The organism is Mesorhizobium sp. M8A.F.Ca.ET.202.01.1.1 (genome assembly GCF_004791595.1).
Classification (GTDB): Bacteria; Pseudomonadota; Alphaproteobacteria; order Rhizobiales; family Rhizobiaceae; genus Mesorhizobium.
This window is the reverse complement of the sequence record NZ_SRUN01000014.1, coordinates 44,948-68,283: the sequence shown is the minus strand read 5'-3', so window position 1 is coordinate 68,283 and position 23,336 is coordinate 44,948. Positions and strand designations below refer to the sequence as shown.

General features: G+C 64.0%; 23 protein-coding genes. 6 read left to right on the top strand and 17 right to left on the bottom strand.

What is annotated here, in order from left to right:
- Nucleotides 1-92 precede the first annotated feature (92 nt).
- Entirely contained in the window at nucleotides 93-2,474 is a 2,382-nt protein-coding gene (locus EN845_RS26705; RefSeq protein WP_127279769.1) for a polysaccharide biosynthesis tyrosine autokinase, read from the top strand.
- A gap of 123 nt (nucleotides 2,475-2,597) precedes the next feature.
- Here EN845_RS26705 and EN845_RS26700 read toward each other — a convergent pair whose 3' ends face one another.
- On the bottom strand, nucleotides 2,598-3,680 hold the full coding sequence (locus tag EN845_RS26700; protein ID WP_127872995.1) for an acyltransferase: 1,083 nt from the start codon (nucleotides 3,678-3,680) through the stop codon (nucleotides 2,598-2,600).
- Between the two features lie 146 nt (nucleotides 3,681-3,826).
- On the bottom strand, nucleotides 3,827-5,734 hold the full coding sequence (locus tag EN845_RS26695) for a propionyl-CoA synthetase (RefSeq protein ID WP_127872996.1): 1,908 nt from the start codon (nucleotides 5,732-5,734) through the stop codon (nucleotides 3,827-3,829).
- A gap of 235 nt (nucleotides 5,735-5,969) precedes the next feature.
- On the opposite strand from EN845_RS26695, the gene EN845_RS36180 reads away from it, so the two are divergent.
- The 4 genes from EN845_RS36180 (at nucleotide 5,970) to EN845_RS26680 (ending at nucleotide 8,237) form a co-directional block, all read left to right on the top strand.
- Nucleotides 5,970-6,086, top strand: coding sequence for a DUF2259 domain-containing protein (locus EN845_RS36180; protein WP_245511806.1), 117 nt, complete (start codon nucleotides 5,970-5,972; stop codon nucleotides 6,084-6,086).
- Between the two features lie 433 nt (nucleotides 6,087-6,519).
- Nucleotides 6,520-6,810, top strand: coding sequence for a PqqD family protein (locus tag EN845_RS26690; protein ID WP_127280436.1), 291 nt, complete (start codon nucleotides 6,520-6,522; stop codon nucleotides 6,808-6,810).
- Between the two features lie 12 nt (nucleotides 6,811-6,822).
- Nucleotides 6,823-7,257, top strand: a complete 435-nt coding sequence (locus EN845_RS26685; protein WP_127280435.1) for a lasso peptide biosynthesis B2 protein — start codon at nucleotides 6,823-6,825, stop codon at nucleotides 7,255-7,257.
- Entirely contained in the window at nucleotides 7,254-8,237 is a 984-nt protein-coding gene (locus tag EN845_RS26680; protein WP_127872997.1) for a serine kinase, read from the top strand. The genes EN845_RS26685 and EN845_RS26680 overlap by 4 nt, the downstream gene beginning before the upstream one ends.
- 8 nt (nucleotides 8,238-8,245) lie before the next feature.
- On the opposite strand, the gene EN845_RS26675 is transcribed toward EN845_RS26680, so the two are convergent.
- The 15 genes from EN845_RS26675 to EN845_RS26605 form a co-directional block, all read right to left on the bottom strand.
- Nucleotides 8,246-9,268 (bottom strand): nucleotidyltransferase family protein, encoded by a 1,023-nt coding sequence (locus EN845_RS26675; protein WP_127872998.1) that lies wholly within the window; start codon nucleotides 9,266-9,268, stop codon nucleotides 8,246-8,248.
- 70 nt (nucleotides 9,269-9,338) lie between these two features.
- Entirely contained in the window at nucleotides 9,339-10,325 is a 987-nt protein-coding gene (gene dhaK / locus EN845_RS26670) for a dihydroxyacetone kinase subunit DhaK (protein WP_127872999.1), read from the bottom strand.
- A gap of 39 nt (nucleotides 10,326-10,364) precedes the next feature.
- Nucleotides 10,365-10,787 (bottom strand): hypothetical protein, encoded by a 423-nt coding sequence (locus EN845_RS26665; protein ID WP_127278065.1) that lies wholly within the window; start codon nucleotides 10,785-10,787, stop codon nucleotides 10,365-10,367.
- A 9-nt stretch (nucleotides 10,788-10,796) separates the two neighbouring features.
- The gene (gene ptsP / locus EN845_RS26660) at nucleotides 10,797-12,371 is read right to left on the bottom strand and encodes a phosphoenolpyruvate--protein phosphotransferase (RefSeq protein WP_167531472.1); all 1,575 of its coding nucleotides are present in this window, start codon (nucleotides 12,369-12,371) and stop codon (nucleotides 10,797-10,799) included.
- Nucleotides 12,372-12,412: 41 nt separating this feature from the next.
- Nucleotides 12,413-12,715, bottom strand: a complete 303-nt coding sequence (locus EN845_RS26655; protein WP_127278067.1) for an HPr family phosphocarrier protein — start codon at nucleotides 12,713-12,715, stop codon at nucleotides 12,413-12,415.
- Nucleotides 12,716-12,736: 21 nt separating this feature from the next.
- Nucleotides 12,737-13,126, bottom strand: a complete 390-nt coding sequence (gene dhaM / locus EN845_RS26650; protein ID WP_127278068.1) for a dihydroxyacetone kinase phosphoryl donor subunit DhaM — start codon at nucleotides 13,124-13,126, stop codon at nucleotides 12,737-12,739.
- Complete coding sequence (gene dhaL / locus EN845_RS26645) at nucleotides 13,123-13,725, bottom strand: dihydroxyacetone kinase subunit DhaL (RefSeq protein ID WP_127873001.1); 603 nt, start codon at nucleotides 13,723-13,725, stop codon at nucleotides 13,123-13,125. The genes dhaM and dhaL overlap by 4 nt, the downstream gene beginning before the upstream one ends.
- 72 nt (nucleotides 13,726-13,797) lie before the next feature.
- Nucleotides 13,798-15,441: a dihydroxyacetone kinase subunit DhaK gene (locus EN845_RS26640; RefSeq protein ID WP_127873002.1), complete on the bottom strand. Its 1,644-nt coding sequence runs from the start codon at nucleotides 15,439-15,441 to the stop codon at nucleotides 13,798-13,800.
- Nucleotides 15,442-15,507: 66 nt separating this feature from the next.
- Complete coding sequence (locus EN845_RS26635; RefSeq protein ID WP_127873003.1) at nucleotides 15,508-16,521, bottom strand: ABC transporter ATP-binding protein; 1,014 nt, start codon at nucleotides 16,519-16,521, stop codon at nucleotides 15,508-15,510.
- Nucleotides 16,514-17,626, bottom strand: coding sequence for an ABC transporter ATP-binding protein (locus EN845_RS26630; RefSeq protein ID WP_127873004.1), 1,113 nt, complete (start codon nucleotides 17,624-17,626; stop codon nucleotides 16,514-16,516). The genes EN845_RS26635 and EN845_RS26630 overlap by 8 nt, the downstream gene beginning before the upstream one ends.
- Nucleotides 17,627-17,628: 2 nt before the next feature.
- Nucleotides 17,629-17,832, bottom strand: coding sequence for a hypothetical protein (locus tag EN845_RS26625; RefSeq protein ID WP_127278072.1), 204 nt, complete (start codon nucleotides 17,830-17,832; stop codon nucleotides 17,629-17,631).
- A gap of 253 nt (nucleotides 17,833-18,085) precedes the next feature.
- Complete coding sequence (locus EN845_RS26620; RefSeq protein WP_127278073.1) at nucleotides 18,086-19,036, bottom strand: carbohydrate ABC transporter permease; 951 nt, start codon at nucleotides 19,034-19,036, stop codon at nucleotides 18,086-18,088.
- Nucleotides 19,033-19,980, bottom strand: a complete 948-nt coding sequence (locus tag EN845_RS26615; protein WP_127873005.1) for a sugar ABC transporter permease — start codon at nucleotides 19,978-19,980, stop codon at nucleotides 19,033-19,035. Before EN845_RS26615 ends, EN845_RS26620 begins: the two co-directional genes overlap by 4 nt.
- A 126-nt stretch (nucleotides 19,981-20,106) precedes the next feature.
- Nucleotides 20,107-21,438, bottom strand: a complete 1,332-nt coding sequence (locus EN845_RS26610; protein ID WP_127873006.1) for an ABC transporter substrate-binding protein — start codon at nucleotides 21,436-21,438, stop codon at nucleotides 20,107-20,109.
- Between the two features lie 254 nt (nucleotides 21,439-21,692).
- A complete protein-coding gene (locus EN845_RS26605) occupies nucleotides 21,693-22,382 on the bottom strand; it encodes a PIG-L deacetylase family protein (protein ID WP_127873007.1) in 690 nt (229 codons plus the stop codon).
- Nucleotides 22,383-22,408: 26 nt separating this feature from the next.
- Here EN845_RS26605 and EN845_RS26600 point away from each other — a divergent pair, with 26 nt between their 5' ends.
- Nucleotides 22,409-23,299, top strand: coding sequence for a DMT family transporter (locus EN845_RS26600; protein WP_127873008.1), 891 nt, complete (start codon nucleotides 22,409-22,411; stop codon nucleotides 23,297-23,299).
- Nucleotides 23,300-23,336 lie beyond the last annotated feature (37 nt).

The following is a 23,336-nucleotide window of genomic DNA, read 5'->3' as shown; positions in this document are numbered from 1 at the left end:
CGCGCTGTCCGGCACCAAGCGTGTGTCGCGTCCGCCAATGCTCCCGATCTTTCTGGGGCCTGCGAGCGAGACAAGCCAGAATTGGACCGAAGATGAATTATGCCAACTTTCCTCTCGACAAGAGGATGCCATTGCCGAATTCGGACGCAGGAGACGGCGACGACTTCATCGATATCGAGCGGCTGCTTGGCATGGCCGCACGGCAGGCCAAGGTGGTTGGCGTGTGCGCCGTCATCGGCCTTTTCCTGGGCATGCTCTATCTGCAGACCACGCCGCCAAAATTCGTGTCGGTCTCCAGCGTGCTGATCGATGAGGGGCTGAACAAGATCGTCGACGACATTTCGGCGGCGTCGACGACCATGCAGACCGATTCGGCCATTCTCAGCCAGATCGAGATCCTGACCTCGACGCGGCTCGCCGCCGTGGTCGTCGACAAGCTCAAGCTCGATCAGAACGAAGCGTTCATGAACCCGCCGCAATCGGCGCTTGCCCAGGGCATCGGCTTGATCCGCGGACTGATCCAATATGTCCGGCCAAGCCCGGTCATGCCGGGCGTCGGCGATATCAGCAAGCTCGACCCCGCCGCGCGCGACGCGTTGATTGCCGCATCCGGCCGTGACTACGCCATCCTCAAGCTGCAGAACGAGATCCAGGCGGATCGCGTCGGACGAAGCTACGTCATCGCGCTTGGCTACCAGGCGACGGATCCGGCGCTGGCGAAGGCCATCACGAAGGCCTATGCCGACGCCTATCTCGCCGACCAGCTCGATGCCAGCTTCGACGCCACCGAGCGCGCGGCGGTCTGGCTGCAGGGCCGGCTGACCGAACTGCGCGAAAGCTCGCAGCAGGCATCGCTGGCGGTCGAGAAATTCAGGGCCGAACATGGCCTGTCCGCCAGCAGCGACGGCCAGCTGATGAGCGCCAAGCAACTCGCCGACCTGAATGCCCAGCTCATCGTGGCGCAGGCCGACACCGCGCGTGCCAGCGCCCGTTACCAGCAATACAAGTCGATCGTCGACAGCGGTTCGGAGAACGCTTTCAAGGACGCCGCAATATCCAGCGACCAGCCAAGCAGCTCCGTCATCGCGGCGCTGAAGACACGCTACCTCACCGTCGCCAAACGGCAGCAGGATGTCGAGGCGAATTTCGGCCCGCAGCATCCGCAAGCGGTGGCGCTCGCCAAGGAGAAGGCCGACATATCGGCGCAGATCTTCGGCGAACTGAAGCAGCTGACCGAAAGCTACCGCAACGAGTATGAGGTGGCGCTGGCGCGCGAAACCGCGCTCAGGGCCAATGTCGCCGCCGCGCAGGGCAAGAGCTCCATCGACAACCAGTCGCAGGTCCAGTTGCGTGATCTCGACCAGAAGGCGACGGCGCTGACCACGCTCTACCAGACGTTCCTCGGCCGCTACGAGGAAGCCGCCCAGCAGCAGTCCTTCCCGGTCGGCAAGATCCGCATCATCTCGGATGCGTCGACCCCGCTTGCCGCCTCGAGCCCGCGCACCATCATCGTGCTCGGTCTTTCGCTGGTGCTCGGCGTTCTGATGGGCGCGGGCTTCGGCGGCCTCAACGAGTTCAACGAACGGTTCTTCAGGACCGGCGAGGAGGTGCGCGACCGCGTCGGCCTCAAATTCCTCGGTTACCTGCCCACCATCGGTAGCAAACCGACGAAGGAAGACAAGCCGGCCGAGCCCGATCTCAAGGTCGCCAGATCGCCGGCCGCCATCGAAAGGCGGGCGCGAATGCGGGTGAGTATCGACGCTCCGGCATCGATGTTCTCCGAAACGCTGCGCAGTGCCAAGATCGCCTTCGATGTCGTCATGGAAGGGCAAGGCAGCCGCGTCATCGGCGTGATCTCGGTCCTGCCCGGCGAAGGCAAGTCGACGGTCGCGGCCAATCTCGCCGGGTTGCTCGCCGCCAATGGCGCCAGGACGCTGCTCATCGACGGCGACCTGCGCAATCCGGGCCTCAGCCGCAGCCTCGGCATGGAAGCCGAGCAAGGGTTGATGGAAGCGGTGGTGAGCGGCCAGACATGGCAGTCCGTTGGCAAGATCGACAGGCAGACCAAGCTGGCCATCATCCCGGCCGTGTCGCGTGGGCATTTCTCGCACACCAGCGAGCTTCTCTCCTCGGCCGGCATGCGGCGCTTCATCGAGAACGCCAAGGAGACGTTCGAATACATCGTCGTCGATCTGCCGCCGCTCGGGCCGGTGGTCGACGCCAAGGCCTTCGCGCCGCTCGTCGACGGTTTCGTGCTGGTCACCGAATGGGGCCGCACGCCGCGCGCCATGGTGCGCTCGATGCTGGAATCCGAACCCTATGTCGCCAACAAGATCGTCGGCGCGGTGCTGAACAAGGTCGACCTGAAGAAGCTGGCCAAATACGGATCGTTCGGCGCATCGGAGAAATTCTTCGACAAGTACTCGAGCTACTATCTCGACAAGTCGGAAGTGCGGTCGAAGACAGCGGTCTGAGATAGGCCGTTGCCTACCATCTCCTGAGAGCGCGCTGCGCTTCTTGTTTCGAGACTACGCAAAGTTCCATCTGCCGCCGCCTTTATGCGGCTGGACAAGAAGCGCTGCGGCGAAGCTGGACGGCTACGCTGCCTTAAGCCGGTAGCGGAAAACCGTGTGGTCGAGCAGTAGCCGGATGCGCGGCTCGGCTTCGGTCGCCACCAGCCAGCTTGCCGCGATCATGGTCGCGGCGACCATTGCCATCGAGAAGAGATATGGCAGCCCGGCGCGCACCATGGCGCCGAGCATCGCCGCGCCGATGACGTCGTGGATCAAATAAAGCGGATAGGTCATCAGGCCGATCCGGCGCCAGCCGCTCCAGCTGAGGTTGAGCCTGAGCGACCACGCCATCAGTGCGATGGCTACGAGGAAGATCAGGATTGGCGGTGCGTAGGGCATCACGGCTCCGACCTTGATGCTGTGGACATCGACGGAACTCGCGATCTGCAGCACGCCGCCGCCGAGGAACAGCAGGCAGAAGCCAAGGCGGGAAGGCGTCACCGCCTTGAACCGCATCAGCCAGATGAGCACGCCGACCGCGAAGAAACAGCCATGATGCACCAGGATGAGCTGCAGCCAGCGCGTCTCGGCGAAGTCCGACCAGCCGAGCGGATAGTACAGGCACCAGAACAGCGTGCTGACCAGGCCGATGACGATGGCAACCACTTCCATCAGATGGAAGCGGCAGAGCCGCAGCAGGACCCAGACGACGGCGTAGAAGGCGATCTCGATGCCGAGCGTCCAGTAGACGCTGTCAACCCACGGACCATAGGGCGCGAACAGGGCCGTTCGGGCGAGCCTTACCACCGCATCGGTCGGCCAGCTCGAGCCAATCAGCAGCAACAGCGCCGCGGTGATCGGCGCACAGATCCACACCGCCGGCGCCAGCCTTTTGACCCTTGCCTCGAAGAACCGCAGCGGCGTCGAATTCTCGGCGCTGAAGGCAATGACGAAACCGCTGATGACGAAGAAGATCTCGACGCCGACCCAGCCGGATTCGACCCAGGCGCCGATACCGGGCTGTGCGGGAACGCCGCCGGTCGCTTGCGCCGAGATGCCGTCGGGATAGGCCCACACCCAGAAGCCGTAGTGGTAGACCATGACCAGCACGGCGGCGAGAAACCGCAGGATGTCGATGCCGCCGAACGTTGTTTTCTGCTGAGCCATGCGATCCCATCGAATGGCCCCCCACGCGAACTGTAAGGCGGAATGTTGCATCGCACAATCAACGATTGTGCGATGCGTCCATCACAAAGTTCGCCGCGCCGCAACATCGCGGAACTGAAGCTCCACTCATCTGCCGGCAGTGCTCCTCAGACGCCGATACCGCGCGCCTTCAGAGCCGCCGTGATTTCCTCGAGGATGGCGGGGTCGTCGATGGTCGCCGGCATCGTCCACGCTTCCTTGTCGGCGATCTTCTGCATGGTGCCGCGCAGGATCTTGCCCGACCGTGTCTTGGGCAGCCGCTTGATCGTTATCACCGTCTTGAAGGCGGCGACCGGGCCGATGCGCTCGCGCACCAGCGCGACGACCTCCTTTTCGATGGCGCCGCCGTCGCGCGCGACACCGGCGTTCAGCACCACGAAACCGAGCGGAATTTGCCCCTTCATCGCATCGGCGATGCCGACGACGGCGCATTCGGCGACATCGGGATGGGCGGCCAGCACCTCTTCCATCGCGCCGGTCGACAGCCGGTGGCCGGCGACGTTGATGATGTCGTCGGTACGGGCCATCACGTAGAGATAGCCGTCCTCGTCGACCATGCCGGCATCGGCCGTCTTGTAGAAGCCGGGGAACTCATCGAGATAGGCCTGGCGGAAGCGGTCGTCGGCATTCCACAGCGTTGGCAGGCAGCCGGCCGGCAGCGGCAGCTTGACCACGACATTGCCCAGCGTCCCGCGGGGCACTTCATGGCCGGCATCGTCGAGCACGCGGATGTCGTAGCCCGGCATCGGCACCCCGGGCGAGCCGTATTTTACCGGCAAGAGGCCGAGCCCGGCGGGGTTGATCGTCATCGGCGAGCCGGTCTCGGTCTGCCACCAATGGTCGACCACCGGCACGTTGAGCTTTTGCTCCGCCCATTTGATGGTTTCGGGGTCGGCGCGTTCGCCGGCGAGGAACAGCGTGCGGAATTTCGACAGATCGTATTTCGGCACGAACTCGCCCTTGGGGTCCTGTCCCTTGATGGCGCGGAAGGCGGTCGGCGCGGTGAACAGCGCGACCACGCCGTGCTCCGAGATCACCCGCCAGTAGGTGCCGGCATCGGGCGTGCCGATCGGCTTGCCTTCGAAGAGCACGCTGGTGCAGCCATGCAGCAGCGGTCCGTAGACGATGTAGGAATGCCCGACCACCCAGCCGACATCGGACGCTGCCCAGAATACTTCTCCCGGCTTGACGCCGAACTCGTTGTCCATCGTCCATTTCAGCGCGACCATGTGGCCGCCATTGTCGCGCACGATGCCCTTGGGCTGGCCGGTCGTGCCCGAGGTGTAGATAATGTAGAGCGGGTCGGTGGCCAGCACCGGCACGCAGTCGACATTGGCGCCGGCCGCCCGTTCGCGGGCGACCGCGTCGGCATAGTCGATGTCGAAATGGTCCTTCAAATCGCAGCGCAACTGGTCGCGCTGCAGGATCAGGCAGGCGTCCGGCTTATGGCGGGACATCTCGATCGCTCTGTCGAGCAGCGGCTTGTAGGCGACGACCCGGCCCGGCTCCAGGCCGCAGGAGGCCGAGATGATCAGTTTCGGCTTCGCGTCGTCGATGCGGGTGGCAAGCTCATGCGAGGCAAAGCCACCGAACACGACCGAATGCACGGCGCCGATGCGGGCGCAGGCGAGCATGGCGATGGCCGCCTCCGCCACCATCGGCATGTAGATGATGACGCGGTCGCCCTTGCCGATACCGCGGTTCTTCAGCACCGAGGTCAGCGCCACCACTTCGCGTTTGAGTTCGGCATAGGTGAACTTCTTCACCGTTCCGGTGATGGCGCTGTCATGGATCAGTGCGATCTGGTCGGCCCGCCCGCCGGCGACATGCCTGTCTAGGGCGTTGTAGCAGGTGTTGCAGGTCGCGCCGGTGAACCAGCGGCCATAGACGCCGGCTGCTGCATCGAACACCTTGTCCCAGGGCGAATACCAGTCGATGGCCTCGGCCGCGTCGGCCCAGAATTTTTCCGGGTCGCGTTTCCAGCCGTCATAGACCTCGTGATAGCGTGAAGCCATCCATATCCTCCCCAGGAACCATCTGCCGTCCTCGCCAGTAGCCTATGTTGTTTCTTCGGGCGTTGTCTCCCTGCATTTTCGTCTCAGTTGGCCGCGTCTTGACCTGATAGGCGCGGTGTCGTGAAGCGCGCCATCGAGGGGTGAACGAATGCACCATCGGTGGCGTATCGCGCCAGGGCCCGCGATTGTGCTGGTTCAAGACCCTGCATGAGGACAAACAGCCTGTCGGAATCCTATGAAAAACACACCGGCCGGCAAGCCGGCGGTGATCGTTGTGCTGGTGCAGCGCTTCAGCCAGGGCTTTGAGGGGCGCGATCGCCGCTTCATCGCGGTGACCGGACAACCCCGCTGAGCAACCCGTCGATAGCCGTCTAAAGAACCGGATTTGCTGGACAAAAGTCGATCACGCTAGATCGGCAAGGCCACCAGCATGAGGCCGACGCCGCCGAAGATCAAAATGGCTGTCGCAAGCGCTTTTCGATGACGTTCGAAAGTCGTCGGAGCCCGCTCCCAATTGTAACGCATACCCTATCTCCCCAACATACGGGGAGTTCTTACCTTACCTAAGGGAAGAAAAGCAACGGTCCTGCCGGTCCACGCGCTTGCCTAGCGTGTCATTCCGGCGGCTATTTCTGGGAGGATTTCAGCTGTGGATGGATGTTGCGACTGACAAGGATCTGTCGCTCACACAGAGCTGCGCGGGCCATCCCCCAGCCGGTCGATAGACAGAGCCCCACCACCGCGCTATCTCATTCCGGGGTTTCGCATGGCTTTTGGGGTTCGTGATGGAAATTGCCTCTGGAACGGTTCTGAGATTGGCGGAAGATGCCTCGGTCCAGCATGTCGGCGACGGCGCGGTCGTGCTTTTGGCCCGGAGCGGCCAGCTCTATACCTGCAACGGCACGACCGAAGCCTTTCTCGACAAGGTGGATGGCGCGCGCAGCCTCGGCCAGATCGTCGGCCTGCTTTGCGAGGAGTTCGAAGTCGACAAGGGCACGCTTGACGAGGACATGGCGGCACTGGCCGCCGATCTGGTCTCGGAAGGCATTCTGGCCGCTCCGGGACTTGATAGCTGAAGGTACTGTTTGATGGCGGACAGTCCTCTCCTGCGCGCCTTGTTCCGCTGCCATCTCTGGGCAAGCGCGCGGCTGATGCCGGTCCTTATTGCCAACCGCAGCTTCGAGGAGGTGCTGGAATGGGCGCCGCTTGCCTCGCCGACGCCCTATCGTGGCTTGCCAGCCGCCTACATTGTCGCTCGCGTCAACCGCATTGTCCGCCATCCCTGGCTGATGCGTGACCGCAGATGCCTGCGGGAAGGGCTGCTCGGCCACCGTTTCCTGCGCCTTGCCGGCTTCGATCCGGAGTTGCGTTTCGGCGTCGATCCGAAGTCGCTGCAAGCGTCCCGGCTGTCGGCGCATTGCTGGGTCTGCCTCGACGGCAGGCCGGTGGTCAGCCACAGCCTTCCCGGCATGGTCGAAATCTATCGCCACCATGACCGCGCCACGAAGGTGCGCCCCGCTTGACCAGACCTTGCGTCTACTATGATCTCAACGGCCAGGTGCTCGGCATTTCAGCCGAACGGGCCGAACTATGGCTAGACTTCGACAGGATGCTCGCCGGCCTGCGCGTCGAAGGTTCGACCGAAGCGGATTTTCGTTTCGACATCGCCGACGCGGAAGCATTGGACGAGACACCCGCCGGATCCCTGGTTTTCGAGGGCGAGATACCGGACGACGGCTACTGCCGGATGATCACCCACGGCGCCAGCGTCCATCTGGTCTTGCCAGGACGCCAGACCGTCGAGGTCAGCGAGAAGGGCTGGGCTCGGCTTTGCATCGTGCCCGACAGCAAGGCCGCCTGGACGCCGTCGATGCTGATGCTGGACGCCGCGCTCGATGCCGGCGGCCAGCATATGCTGCATACCGCGGGCCTGACGCTGCCGGGCCGGGATGCCGTCGTGCTGATCCATGCCCCGAGCGGTACCGGCAAGACCACGACCTCGCTGGCCCTGGCAACGCATGGTTTCGGCCTGTGCTCCGACGACGCCATGATCCTGAATGTCGCTGGCGCCACGCCGGTTGCCTGGGGTTTGCCACGCCACGTCAAGATCCATGAGAAGACCGCGCGAATGATCCCGCAGGTGGCGCCATGCCTCGGGCCATCCTGGGACCGCAATGGCGAACAGGCTGTTTCGCTGGAAAAGCTGGGCGGGATCGTGAAAATCGAAACCCCGACCGCCCGTCCGGTGGCCGCGCTCCTGCACCTCGCGCGATCCGCCGACGAAGAGACCCGGCTCGTGCCGATGGCCAGGACCGACGCCATGGTGGCGCTGGCGATGGACAACGTCCGAACCGGCGCGACCGGCCTGCTGCCGCTGCAGAAGCGCCGGCTGGCGACGATCGGCAGACTGGTCTCGTCGGTGCCGACCTTCACGCTGGAAGTAGGCGCGCGCCCGGCCGATGCGGCGGCGCTGATAAGCGCCACGTTGACATCACGGGACTGACGGCCACTTCAAGCGGCGTATGGCCTGGCCTTGGCCAGGCGCTGGATCCAGCGAAAGGCATCGCGGCGCAGGCGCGAGCCGATCTTCTCCCTGGAATTGACTCTGAGCAGCGTGTTCGTCGTGATCAGCTTCTTGGCCAACCGTATCGACAGGTCGGGTTTGATCCGCCCGGCAAGTTCGAGCGCATGCGGTTCGCCGAACAGGCGGCCGGTCACGTTGAGCACGATCGCCAGTTCGAGTTCGATGCCGGTCATGCGGGCGGCGTCGAGCAGGCGGGCTTCCGATTCGGGTGATCGCAGCGCGCGTACGCCTTGCAGCACGTCGACACAAAGCTGCAGCCGGTGGAATTTATGCCCGCCGGCGGCATGCACGATGGCGATCGTCAAAAGGGCTGCCGGCGTGTCCATAGCCTCGCCGTCGATGATGCCCAGCTCGCGAAACCCCAGCGACAGGCGGCGACGCATGCCGGTGTCGTGCACAAGGTCGCCATGCAGCTCGACCAGCAGGCTGGAATTCTCCTTTTCCAGCCATTTGAATTCCTGCAGCTGGTAGGATTCCGCCTCGTTGCTGCCAAGCTCGAAGCCTGACGCCGCGATCACCTGGTTTGCCCGTGCAAGGTTGGCGGGCTCGACGAGGATGTCGATGTCGGTGAACGGCCGGTCGGATGCGTTACGGTAGAGTTTTCGCGCGAACACCGGCCCCTTGACGATCCGCGCTGGAATGCCTTCCGCCGCCATCCCCTTCATGATGCGGTCGCCATGATACTGCAGCAGCATCGACTGGCCGGTAGCGATCGTCGCCTTCTGGCGCAGATCGTCGAGTTTGTCCTGCAAGCCAGCGTTCGACGGAAGGTGCGCGTCGCCGCGCTCCCTGAGCTTGCGCAGCATGATCGGCAGGACGCCGTGGAATTCGGCATTGTCGAGCAGAGCCGACAGCGCCTTTGCCGACAAATTGTCCTCGACCGCCGCGGCCTCCGGGTCGGCGAAGCGCAGCAGCAACTTTTCCTCGGCGGGCGTAAGGGATGGCAGCATCAATCCGGACAGGTGTTACCGATAGCGGGATCGCCCGGATGGTCGCAGAAAAGCCAAGGGGAAGCCAGCGTTACATGCCCCAGCGCAGCGCCGCCGTGTGGACAGGTGCGTCCCACCAGCCCGTCAATTCGTCGTCAAGCAGGGTCAGCGTGACCGAGCAGCCGGCCATGTCGAGCGAGGTGACATAGGTGCCAACCAGCGAGCGGGCAATCGTCACGCCATGCTGCTCGAAAATCCGGCGGGCGCTGTTGTACATCAAATAGAGCTCCATCAGCGGCGTGCCGCCGAAGCCGTTGACGAACAGCAGCGCCGGGCCGTTCGCCCTGTCGCCGAGATCGCCCAGGATCGCGGCGCAGATCTCGTGCGCGATCGCATCGGCGCTCCTCAAGGTGTCGCGGCGGCGGCCGGGCTCGCCATGGATGCCGACGCCGAATTCCATCTCGCCATCGCCGATGTCGAAGGTCGGTTTGCCGGCCGCCGGCACGGTGCCGCTGGTCAGCGCCACGCCCATCGAGCGGGTCGCCTCGTTGACGCGGTCGCCCAGCGCCTTCAACGCCGGCAACGCCAGGCCCTGCTCGGCGGCAGCGCCGACGATCTTTTCCACCACCAATGTGCCGGCGACGCCGCGCCGTCCGGTCGTATAGGACGAATTCTCGACGGCGACGTCGTCATTGGTCACCACCTGCAGGACGCCTTCCGACATCTCCGCCGCCATGTCGAAATTCATCACGTCGCCCTCATAGTTCTTGACGATGAACAGGCAGCCGGCGCCGGTGTCGACAGCTTGCGCGGCTGCCAGCATCTGGTCCGGCGTCGGCGAGGTGAACACCTGGCCGGGACAGGCGGCGTCCAGCATGCCATGGCCGACAAAGCCGCCATGCAGCGGCTCGTGGCCGGAGCCGCCGCCGGAGATCAGCGCCACCTTGCCCGGCTCGAGGGCCTTGCGGCGGATGAATTTGTGCTCCTCGCCAAGCACGAGGATGTCGGCATGGGCGGCCACGAAACCGTCGAGGCTCTCGGTCAGCACCGTGTCCACCGAGTTCATGAATTTCTTCACGGCCGTCTCCTCCCGAAATAGCCTGACATCAAGGGTCGATCAGCCACTCTTGCCGGTGATGCTGGTGACCTTCTGGATGAATTCGTTGATCGCGCGGTCGAGCGCTGCATTCTGCTTGTCATCGCCGAAATCCGGCACGATGAGCGAAACGTGCCTTGTCTTGCGTGCGCCCGCGGCGACCGAGATCTTCCCGGGATGTGCCTGGTGATAGGCGGCGAGAAACTGGTCGCGCTCGGCTGGGCTGAAATGGCAGACGGAAAAGATGGCGGGCAGATGTTTTGACGGGATCGGGATCGAATAGGCGGGGCTCGAAATCTGCGTGACGAAGCTGCGGTGCTTGCCGAGCGCGTCGGCGAGGCGCTGGCGCATGCCCGACGGGCGCTGGTCGATGACCTGCGACAGGATCGTCTTGTAGGCGCGGATCGCCTCCTCGGAGCCGGGTTGGTATGCGTTGTCGATCATGCCAGCCGCCTAGACCCGGACGTCCGCGATGGCCGCCTTGGCCATGGCGAGTTGCGCCGGCGCGACCGAGAGATCGCGCAGGCCGGCCTCGAGCAACGATGGGATCGAAGCAGGATCACCGCCGGCGTCGCCGCACAGGCTGACGGGGATACCGTTCTCCTGTCCGAAGGCCGCGACCGAACCGACCAACCGCAGGACGGCCGGATGGCGGACGGAGTTGAGATGCGCGACCGCGGCATTGTCGCGGGCAGCCGCCATCACATATTGCGTGAGGTCGTTGGAGCCGATCGAGAAGAAGGCGACGCCGGCGAACGCCTCCGGCGCGATGGCCACCGAGGGCACCTCGACCATGATGCCGAGCGGCGGCATTTTGTGCGCGACGCCGCGCGCGGCGAGCGCCGCCCGCTCCTCGGCGAACAGGGCGGCGGCGCGTTCATACTCTTCTGATGTGGCGATCATCGGAAACATGACTTTGAGATTGCCGTGTGGTGCGGCGCGCAGCAATGCCCTGATTTGAACACGGAATATATCCAGCCTGGCCAGCGACAGCCTGATGCCGCGCAGGCCGAGGAACGGATTTCCTTCCTCGACGGTGAAGCCCGGCACCGGCTTGTCGCCTCCGGCATCGACGGTGCGGATCGTCACCGGTTTTTCGCCGGCCCATTCCAGCACCTTGCGATAGGCGCGATACTGCGTCTCTTCATCCGGTAGCGTCTTGCCGAACAGGAATTCCGTACGCATCAGGCCGACACCATCGCAGGTCGCGATGTCGATGGCATCGACATCGCGGGGGTCGGCGATGTTGACCTGCACGCGCACCGCGGTGCCGCGCTTCGTCGCCGCCGGCCGCGCCAGAAATGTCTGTGCCTTACCCTGTCGAGCCGCGAAGGAAGACGACGCCTGTCGGAACGAGCCGATCTCCGTGGGCGAGGGCGCCAGAACGATAGTCCCGTGCTCGGCGTCGAGCAGCGCCATGCCGGCACCAGCGGTGAGCGGCTCGCGCAGACCCACGACCATCGGCACGCCACGCGAGCGCGCCAGCATGGCGACGTGGCTGGCAGTGCTGCCTGCCTTCAGCGCGATGCCGCCGCCATGGCTCCAGTCGGTTTCGAGAAACCGCGTCGGCGCGATATCCTCGCCGCAGAGAATGGCGCCGGCCGGTGCCGTGCTGTCACCGTCCTCGGTGAGCGCGCGCAGCACCTGGTCCCTGATATCGCGCAGGTCCGCGGCGCGGGCGCGGAAATAATCCTGGTCCGAGGCGTCGTAGCCGGCGATCTCGGCATCGAGTGCCTGCCGCCAGGCCGCGTCGGCGGTTTTTCCGGAAGCGATCGATGCGAAGGCCGGCCCGCTCAGCGCATCGTCTTCCAGCATGGCGATGTGGAATTCGAGTATGCCGGCGGCATCGCTGTCGGCGGTCCCGACCATGGCCACGAGCCGGCTCACCGCCTTGCCGATCGCGGCTTCCAGCGACAACGTCTCCTCGGCGGAGCTTGCCTTGCTTGCATAGACGCCGGCAGGCCGGTCCAGTTCGAACAGGGGCCCCTCGGCATAGCCGGCCGAGGCCGGAACACCTTCAATGCGCATGGCCCGCATTCCCTGCGGGCCGGCCAAGGCATGCAACGGCCTCAAGCCGAGCGGACATGGCCGGCGTCCTCATCGAAATCGCGCTGCACCAGTTCGATCAGCGCGCGGATCGCATCATCGGCGCCATCGCCTTTGGCCCTGATATGCAGCACCGTGCCCTTCGGCGCCTTGGCTGCCATCACCTTGACGATGCTTTTTGCGTCGAACCACGGGCCGTTGGCGGCGAGTGCAATTTCCACATCGGCGGCAAAGCTCTTGGCCAGCTTGGTGAACTTCACCGAAGGACGCGCATGCAGGCCCACATCGTGGGTGATCAGGACGGTCGCTTCTGCGGTTGCGGACATGTCTTCAAAAACCCCGTTCACTCACGACGGCGACAATTCGTGCGCCGTCGCCACCACTTCCCGGAGCGAGGCGCCGCCGGAGGCCTCGGTCGCCGCCATTACCGCGCCCTCGACGATCGGCGCGTTGCAGACGATGATCTTTTGCGCGCGCGGTTCGCCGATCATCTCCACCGCCATCTCCGAATTGGTCTCGGCGCCGCCGAGATCGACAAGGATGGCGACACCGGCTTCCGACCAGGCCTTGTCGATGGCGCCCATGATCGCCTCGACACTGGTGCCGAGCCCGCCATGGCCGTTTCCGCCGCACCATGCAAGCGGCACTTCGTCGCCCACCATCTGGCGTACCATGTCGGCTGTGCCCTCCGCGACCAGCGGCGAATGCGAGACGATCACGATCCCGACATTGCTCATGCGCTTTCCCCGATCGCCTGTCCCACCGTGCGCACCAGCAGCGCGGTCGAGCGCGCGCCGGCATCCATATGGCCGATCGAGCGGTCGCCGAGGAACGAGGCACGCCCACGCAGCGCCTTCATCGGCACGGTCGATTCGGCGGCGGCGTCGGCGATGTCGACTATTTCAGCTACCGTCTTTCCCCCGGCTAACGCGTCATGCACCGGTTGCAGCACATCGAGCATGGTTTTCTGGCCAACCTGTGACTTGCCGCGCGCGGCCACCGCTTCGATCGCCTTGCCGAAGGCAGTCGTCAGGTTGGCGCGATCAGGTTCCGCCGAAATCTCCTTGCCGAGCGCCATGAACAACGTGCCGAAGAGTGGGCCGGACGCACCGCCCACCGTCATCACCAGCTTGGTGCCGATCGCCTTCAGTGTGTCTGGCAGCGGCTTTGCCGCGAACACATCCGCCTCGGCGCGCACGGCCTCGAAGCCGCGCTTCATGTTCAGTCCATGGTCGCCGTCGCCGATCGCCTGGTCGAGCGCCGTCAATTCCTCGGCGTGCTCGGCAATCGTATCCGCGGCGGCCGTGATCAGCTTCGAAAGATTCAGCGCCGTCATGTCGCCCGAATTCCCGGTTTGCACCTTGCCGGCAGTAGCGAAAGAACGGTCGTTCGGCAACTGGAGCATGCGTCAGGCCGTGGCATGCTGCGCGGCGGCGGCCGCGAACACTTCGGCCACGGCATGAGCACCGGGGTCGACCACACCTTGCAATTTGGTGCCGACATAAGCGGACCGGCCTGCCTTCGCCCTCTCCATCGCGACCGTGGCTTCGGCGCCGCGCCCGGCCGCTATCGCGGCTTCTTCCAGGCCCTTGGCGTCGAGCGCCCTCAAGGCCGGCTCCAGCGCGTCGACCATGGTGCGATCGCCGGGTTTTGCGCCGCCGTAGAAGGTCATTCGTTCAAGCCCGGCAAGCAGGGCCTTGGGCACATCAGTGCCGCCATCGAGGGCCCGCGACGCCGCTGTGAAGAAGATCGACAACAACACCCCACTGGAGCCGCCCATCGAGGCGCTCAGAAGGTCGCCGACGGCGCCAAGCGTCGCTGCGGGGTCGGCAAGCGGCAGCGTATCGAGCCGTTCGAGGATGCTGCGTGCACCGGTCGCTGCCGTCGAGCCGGTGTCACCGTCGCCTGCCTTGGCGTCCAAGCCGTTCAATGTCGCTTCAAGCGAAATCAGCTTTTCACAGACCGTCACGATCAAGCGCCTTGTGCCTGCGTCGTGGCTGGCCTTACGTGCCGCGCCTTCGTGCGCTGGTTTGACCATCGGCACGACATAAGGCGCCACGACCGGCTTTGCCGGCATCCAGGCGTGCGGGCCGACCGGCGCCAGCAGGGCCGCTTGGCGCGCCGCATCGAGCCGGATCAGCGACAGCGAGAACCCGTTCATGTTGAGCGCCGTCATCAGCGGGCCGGGACCGATCGTCAACTTGACGGCCCTGGCGAGCGGCGAGGCAAGTACCGCATTGGCGACCAAGGACATTTCGAGCGGTGGCACCGAACCGAGATTGTTGATCAGCAAGGCATAGGTGGCCTTCGGGTCGAGCCGCACTGCCAAGCGCTCCGCCATGATCGCCACCAGCCGGTCGACGCTCTGCACCGCGATGCGCTCGACGCCAGGCTCGCCATGGATGCCAAGGCCGAGTTCGCCATCATCGGCTCCAAACCTGTCTTCATGCGGCTGGCCCGGGATCGAACAGGACGACAGCGACATGCCGAGCGAAATGATATCCTTCGCCGCCGCCCGCGCCGCGGCCGCGATCTCGGCCAGATCCCGGCCGGCTTCCGACAGATGGCCTGCAATCTTGTGCACGAACAGCGTGCCCGCGACACCGCGCGGCTGGGCGATGTCAGGCAGCGCGATGTCGTCGGCGACGATCACCATCTCGACTCGAAAGCCTTCGGCGCGCGCCTTTTCCGCAGCGAGGCCGAAATTGAGCCGGTCACCGGTGTAGTTCTTGACGATCAGCAGGCAGCCGGCCGGTCCAGTGACCGCGCGAATGGCCGCCAGCACCGCTTCGACGCTCGGCGAGGCAAAGATCTCGCCCGAGACGGCAGCTGTCAGCATGCCCTTGCCGACGAAGCCGGCATGCGACGGCTCGTGCCCGGCGCCGCCGCCGGAGACGACGCTGACCTTGGACTTGTCCCAATCGGCGCGCAGCACGACCTTGATCTCGGGATAGCCGTCGAGGCGCGCGAGGTTGCCTGAGCCAATGGTGCGCAACAATCCGTCCAGCGCCTCGGTGACGATCGTTGCCCTGCGGTTGAAAAAGTGCTTCATCGAATTGGTCCCGTATTTCGTCAATCAGAAGCCGGCATCACCTTGGCGGGGGCGCCGAAAAACCATTCACATCAGTCGTTGTCCGTCAGCGCCGAAATAGAGCGGCGAGCGATAGCGGATCACCACTTTGTCGCCTTGCCCCAGATCCGTGTCGGGATCGGTCAGCGTCACCAGTTTCTTCGGCCCCACCGTCACATGCAGATGGTTCTGGTCGCCGAGATGCTCGACCCAGTCGACGACGCCGTCGGCATGGCCATTCACGGCTTTCTCGATCGCCAGGTGCTCGGTCCGCGCGCCGATCGTCTTGGTGCCGGCCGGCGCGCTGCCATCCGGCAGCAGCCCCGTCGGTAGAAGATTGATGGCGGGCTGGCCGAGCCGTGCCGCGACGTGCAGATTTGCCGGCTCGGAGTAGATGGTTCGCGGCGTGCCGATCTGCACCAGCACGCCGTCGGCCAGGATGCCGATGCGATCGGCCATGGTCATGGCTTCGATCTGGTCGTGGGTGACGTAGAGCATGGTGGCGCCGAGTTCGGACTGGATGCGCTTCAGCTCGAGCCTCAGATCCGCGCGCAGCTTGGCGTCCAGCGACGACAGCGGCTCGTCCATCAGGTAGATGGACGGCTTGCGGACCAGCGCGCGGCCGATGGCGACGCGCTGCATTTCGCCGCCCGACAATTTGGTCGAACGGTTGGCGAGCTTGTGATGGATGCGCACCATCTTCGCCACCTCCTCGACCCGGCGGCGAATCTGGTCTTCCGGTATTTTTCGTGCCGGCGAGCGCAGGGGAAAGGCGAGATTGTCGAACACCGACAGATGCGGATAGAGCGAATATTGCTGGAAAACGAAAGCGGTGTCGCGCTCGGCCGGTGACAGGCTGGTGGCATTGTGGCCGCCGATCTCGATCGTACCGGTATCCGGCCGCTCCAGTCCGGCGATCAGGCGCAATGTCGTCGTCTTGCCGGCGCCGGTCGGCCCGAGCAGCACGACGAATTCGCCGTCTGATATATGCAGGTCGAGACCGTTGACGGCGACATGCTCGCCGAAACTCTTGGTCACGCCTTTGATGCGCACATCAGCCATGCTGCACTCTCCCCTGCGAGGCGGTATCGTGGATCGCCGTCTTCACCGCGCGCCCTGAGCCTTTTTCGAACAGCGACAGCCGCGCGCTGTTCAGCGTCAGGCCGACATGGTCGCCGGCGTTGAGCCGGATTTCGGCCGGCACACGCGCCTTGATGATGCCGTCCGATGTCTCCACCGCGACGATCTGCGTGGTGCCGAGATATTCGGTGCCGTAGATTGCGCCGCGCAGTTTCGATGCGTCGTCGAAGCGGATGTGTTCGGGGCGGATGCCGAGCGCCATGTCGGCCGGCGCGACATCCTCGCGTACCTCCGGCACCGTGACTTTGGCGCCCTGCACGACGATCTCCCTGGCGCCCTTGGCGAGCCCGCCGCCGAAGCCCAGAAAGTTCATCGGCGGCGAGCCGATGAAGTCGGCGACGAACATGGACGCCGGGCGGTCGTAGATCTCGCGTGGCGTGCCGAACTGCTCGATGACGCCATGGTTCATGACGGCGATCTTGTCGGCCATCGACATCGCTTCCATCTGGTCATGCGTGACATAGACCGTGGTGGCGTGGATGCGGTTGTGCAGTTCGCGCAATTCATGGACCATCAAATCGCGGAATTCGGTGTCGAGCGTCCCCAGCGGTTCGTCCATCAGGAAGCATTTTGGCCGCCGCACGATGGCGCGGCCGAGCGCGACGCGCTGGCGGTCGCCACCGGCGAGGCCGGAGACGGATTTGTCGAGCAGGTGGTCGATACGCAGAAGCTTCGCGGTTTCCTCGACGCGGCTGCGGATTTCGGCGGAGGACATGCCTTGCGCCAGCAGCGGGAAGCCGATGTTCTTGCGTACATTCATGTGCGGGTAGAGCGCGAACAGCTGGAAGACGAAGGCGATGTCGCGCTCGCGCGCCCTGAGCATGGTAACGTCGTCGCCGCCGAGCAGGATCTGGCCGCCGGTCGGCAGCTCCAGCCCGGCGATCATGCGCAAGGTGGTGGTCTTGCCGCAACCGGACGGTCCGAGCATGACGAAGAACTCGCCATCCTCGACGACGAAGTTGGAGTCTTGCACGGCGACGAAATCGCCGAAGGCCTTTCTCAGATGCTGGACGCGGATTTCGGCCATGATTATTCCGGGAACTTGGAGACGATGATGAACATCACCGTGCCGGCAAGCATGGTGATGAAGGAATAGGTGTAGAGCGACAGCGCGAAAGGCTGGAACAGCATCAGGAAGCCGATGGCGATCAGTGCCGTCGCTATGTTTTCCATCAGCCCGCGCCTTGCCCAGCGTGGCCAAGATGGGCGCTTGGAGATAACCGAGCGGCTCATGCGTTCCTCCCCTCCTTCTCCCCGTTCAGGGGGAGAGATGGTTGCCAGGTGGTTCCCCCACTCCGTCGCTGCTTTGCAGCGCCACCTCTGCCCCCTCCGGAGGGAGAGGAAGGGAGCCTGGCTGAATGAAGTTCGCGCCCTTCCTCTCCCCCGTCGATCGGGGGGTCCGAAGGACGGGCGAGACCCGTGGCTCGCCCCGGCAAGGTGTCGAGCGAAGCTCGACGGAGTGGGGGTCGACTTTGTGCCAAGTCCATCATTTGCGCACCGCGCCGAAGGTGATGCCGCGCAGCAATTGCTTGCGGAGCAGGATGGTGAAGACAAGGATCGGCACCAGGAAGATCGTCGTGCCGGCTGCCACCGCCGGCCAGTCCTGGCCGCCTTCGCCGATGATGGTCGGGATGAAGGGCGGCGCGGTCTGTGCCGTGCCCGAGGTCAGCAGCGCGGCGAACGCATACTCGTTCCAGGCGAAGATCAGGCAGAAGATGGCGGTCGCGGCGATGCCGGTCGTGGCCTGCGGCAGCACGGTGCGCCAGAATGCCTGCAGCCGCGTATAGCCGTCGATCATCGCCGCTTCCTCGTATTCTCGCGGGATCTCGTCGATGAAGCCTTTGAGCAACCATACCGCCAGCGACACATTGACCGCCGTGTAGAGCAGGATCATGCCGAGCGCGGTGTCGGACAGGCCGAGTTCGCGGTACATCAGGTAGATGGGAATAGCGACCGCGATAGGCGGCATGAAGCGTGTCGACAGGATGAAGAACAGAAGGTCGTCGGCGAGCGGCACCTTGAAGCGCGAGAAGCCATAGGCCGACAGCGTGCCGAGAAAGACGGCGCAGAAGGTCGAGCCGAAGGCGATGACCAGCGAATTGATGAAGCGCGGCAGGAAGTTGGATGGTCCGGCGATCACCATGTTGCGCTTACGCACCGTCTCGTCGCAGAAGCCAGTCGCCGGCCCCAGCGAATTGATGTATTCCGGCGTCTGCCTCGTGCGCGTGGTGAACAGGTTGCAGTAGCCCTCGATGCTCGGCTGGAAGACGATCTTGGGCGGATAGGCGATCGAATCCGGCGGTGTCTTGAAGCTGGTGGCGAAGATCCACAAGAGCGGCACGATCGAGATCAGCGCATAGGCGATGATGATCGCGCCGGCGATGCGCTTCGAACTTGCCGAGGGGGCGACGACCGAATGGGCTGTGGTCAGGCTCATCTCTGCTTCACCTTGTTGAGCGCCTTGACGTAGATGTTGGCGAGACCGAACACCGCGACGAACAGGATGATGGCGAAGGCCGAGGAATAGCCGGTGCGCCAGCTTTCGAAGGCTTGCCGTTTCAGCGTGATCGAGGCCACCTCGGTGGTCGAGCCCGGCCCGCCGCCGGTCAGCAGATTGACCATGTCGAACATCTTGAAGTTCTCGATGCCGCGAAACAGCACCGCCAGCATGATGAAGGGCAGCGCCATCGGCAGTGTGATCGACCAGAACTGCCGCCAGTTGGAGGCGCGGTCGACCTCGGCCGCCTCATAGATGTATTCGGGGATCGAGCGCAGGCCCGCCAGGCAGATCAGCATCACGTAGGGCGTCCACATCCAGGTGTCGACGATGATGATCGACCACGGTGCCAGCGAGACATTGGAGAGCATCTGGATGCTTGTCGGCGGGATGCCCGACACGAACGAGATGACATAGGAAAACAGGCCGATCTGGGGTTCGTAGAGGAAGCGCCAGAAATTGCCGACCACTGCGGGCGACAGCATCATCGGCACCAGGATCAGCGTCGTCCAGAATGCGTGGCCGCGGAACTTCCTGTCGATCAGCCAGGCCAGCGTGAAGCCGATCAGCGTCTGCAACAGGATGGTCCAGAACACGAAATGCGCTGTCGTTTGCATGGCGATCCAGATGTCCTGGTCGCCGAGGATGCGCTGGTAGTTGGCGAAACCGAGGTTCTTCACCACCTCGTTCGGGCGGTTGGCGCGAAAATTGGTGAACGACAGATAGATCGCCCAGAACAGCGGGAAGATATTGATGGCGAGCAGCAACAGGATCGTCGGCGAGATGAACAGCCAGGCGAGGCCCTTGTCGCTGATGCCCCGGACCTTGCGCGCCAACGGTTCCGGGGTCGCCCGGGCAACGTTCTCCACGGTCCGATTGAGCATGGTAAGTCCTGCTTCGGTCACTTGGGTCGTCTCTATCATGGAATTTATCTGAACTGCGTCCCGTGCCAAGGGCGGCACGGGACGCTTGGGCCTGGCTCGGGAGGAGCCGGTTACATCTTGCCCCAGTTACATCTTGCCATCGTCCTGGAACACTTGGGTCCAGTCCTTGACCAGCCCGTCGAGCGCATCCTTGGCCGAACCCTGGCCGGCGACGACATAGTCGTGGAAGCGCTTCTGAGAGGCCTGCAGCAGCGGCGCGTAGCTCGGCTCGGCCCAGAAGTCCTTCACGATGGCCATCGAGTCGAGGAAGGTCTGAGCATAGGGCTGGCTGGCGGGGAATTTCGGATCCTTCACCACCGCGTTCAGGCAGGAATAGCCGCCGAGCGACCACCACTTGGCCTGCACGTCCTTGTTGGCGAACCACTTGATGTATTTCAGCGCCGCTTCCTGCTTGTCGGAATAGGACACCACCGAAATGCCCTGGCCGCCGAGCTGGGCGAACTGGTCGCCGTCAGGACCCTTCGGGTTGACGAAATAGCCGATCTTGTCGCCTCCGACATTCTCGTCCTTCTGCAGGCCCGGCCATGTGAAGGCGAAGTTCATGTGCATCGCCACCTGGCCGGATTTGAAGGCATCGACGCCTTCACCCATGTAGCTGTTCGAGGCGCCGGGTGGGGTGCAGCAGTCATAGAGAGCCTTGTAGAATTCCAGTCCCTTGACCGATTTCTCGGAGTTGACGAAGCCTTCCATCTCGTAGGGCTTCTTCGGGTTTTCGTACTGGAAGCCATAGCTGTAGAGCACGTCCATCGCGCCCATGGTGATGCCTTCGGAACCGCGCTCGGTGTAGATCGAGGCGCCGTAGACCGTCTTGCCGTCGATCTGCCGCTTCTGGAAGAATTCGGCGATCTGCTTCAACTGGTCGAAGGTGGCCGGCGGGCCGAGATCCCAGCCATACTTCTCCTTGAACTCCTTCTGCAGTTCGGGCTTGGAGAACCAGTCCTTGCGGTAGGTCCAGCCGACGACGTCGCCCATGGCCGGCAGCGCCCAGTAGTTCGGTGTGTTCTTCGGCCATTCCGAATAGCCGACCACGGTCGCCGGCACGAAGTCGTCCATGCTGATCTTCTCCTTGTCGAAGAAGTCGTTCAGCTTGACGTAGTGGCCGTTCTCGGCCGCGCCGCCGATCCACTGGCTGTCGCCGATGATCAGGTCGCAGAGCTTGCCGTGCGAGTTCAGCTCATTGAGGAAACGGTCGGCATAGTTTGTCCACGGCACGAACTCGAATTTCATGCCGATGCCGGTTTCCTTGGTGAAATCCTTCGAAAGTTCGACAAGCGCGTTGGCCGGGTCCCAGGCGGCCCAGCACAGCGTCAGGTCTTCAGCGTGCGCGGCGTTCGAGACGGCTGTCGACGCTGCAATCGCAGAGGTCAGTCCCAAAGCCAGTTTAAAGCTCGATTTCATGCCTTCCTCCCATTTGTGAAACACGTCCGGATGACGGTTTCAAGAACTCTCAACCTCTCTCCTCAGAGGCCCAAACATGGCGGCATCGTCGCGCCGCAGATGTTTAGTAATTTGTTTAGTGATGCTCTTTTTACTAAACAACGCAAGCGAATTCGTTGCTGCGCCGCAGCATGTTTGCGCCGGTATCTGAAAACGTTGGGAAAAGCGCCGAGCGCCGGTCGGATGATCGCGGAGTGTGGACGTGCTCCGAGGGGTCAGTCGACCCGCCTGGTGCTCATCATCACCGTCCGGATCGGGGGCGCCGGCGGCAGCAGCGCGCGGATATCCCCGAAGGGAAACATCGGTTCGAAGCGAAAGGCTTCAGCCTGCGACCCCGGTGCACCATTGCATTGGCCCGAGCGAAAAAGGTTCTGCGTCAGCGCGACATCGACGAAGCGATCCGGGTCTTGGGACTGGTGCATGCGGATTGCCCTGGCCTTGATCTCGGCATGGGCGGAAACATCGACATAGTGCGTCGGCGAGAATCCGGTGCCGCCCATCGTGTCGGCATGCAGCACGGGGACGCCGAACGACGACGCGATGCGCACGCCGTCCGACAGTGCACGGTGGTCGGTGTGGTAGTCGTTGGGCGCGTGCGTGATCACGAGATCCGGCCCGATTTCGCGGATCAGCGTTTTCAGCTCATCGATCAGTGCGGCATCCGCCACCAGGCCGCCGTCGGGAAAGCCGAGAAAGCGCGGCGCGGCCCCGAGCAGCGCGGCCGCGGCCATCGCTTCCTCGCGGCGGACACGAGCCAGAACGGCGGGATCGCTCTTGCCGCCCCTGGCACCATCGGTGGCCACGGCAAAAGTGAGTGCTGCGCCTTGCGCGGCATAGGCGGCCATCGTACCGAACATGAAGATCTCGATGTCGTCCGGATGCGCACCGAGCGCCAGTATTTTCAACTATTCTCTCCCGGAAATGAAAAAACGTGCCGAACGGAATCCTGCTCGCCCTCATCGCCTATGCAAGCTATTCGTGCAGCGATGCCGTTATCAAGAGCCTGGGCGGCCAATTCACGGTGTTCGAGATCGGCTTCTTCTCGACATTGTTCGCCGGCTGCTTCCTTTTCTTCAGCCGGCCGGCCAGCGAGCGCTGGCGTGATTTCTGGCGCACCAAACGTCCCTGGGCGGTGCAGGCGCGGGCCTGGGCCGGCATCGCATCAGGCGTGCTCAGCGTCTATGCCTTCACCACCATTCCGCTGGCCGAGGCCTATGCGCTTATCTTTCTGGCGCCGCTCTGCGTCACCATTCTTTCCACCGTGATCCTCAAGGAGAAGGTTGGCCCCTGGCGCTGGCTGGCGGTGGTCGCCGGCTTCGCCGGCGTCATGCTGGTGGTCAGGCCAGGCTTTCGCGAGTTGCACCTAGGCCACCTTGCCGCTTTCATCATCGCTTTCCTCGCCGCCACCAACGTCATCCTGATGCGTTCGCTGGCGCAGCGGGAAAAACGCACAACCATTCTCGGCGTACTGATCGGGTACGGACTGCTGTTCAACGGCATCGGTGCCGCCGCGACCTCCTTCACCGTTCCGGATGGAAAGCAGCTGGTCTGGCTGGTGATGGCGGGCGCCTTCACCGCAGGCGGACAATTGCTGCAATTGCTGGCCGCCAAATACGCCCCCGCCAACCGGATCGCGCCGACGCATTATTCGCAGATCGTCTGGGCGGTGATCCTCGGCGCGCTGTTCTTCCAGGAATACCCGGGCTGGCTGTCGCTTGTCGGCCTCGCGGTCGTCGGCGGCTCCGGCCTGCTGACCATGGTGCGCGAAGAAGTGCGGCTGGGTACGGTGCGCTGGAACCCGTTTTCGCGCGCCCGGCTTTGAGTTGCCGCGGTCCGATAAGTTGCACCGCCCCCGTGAC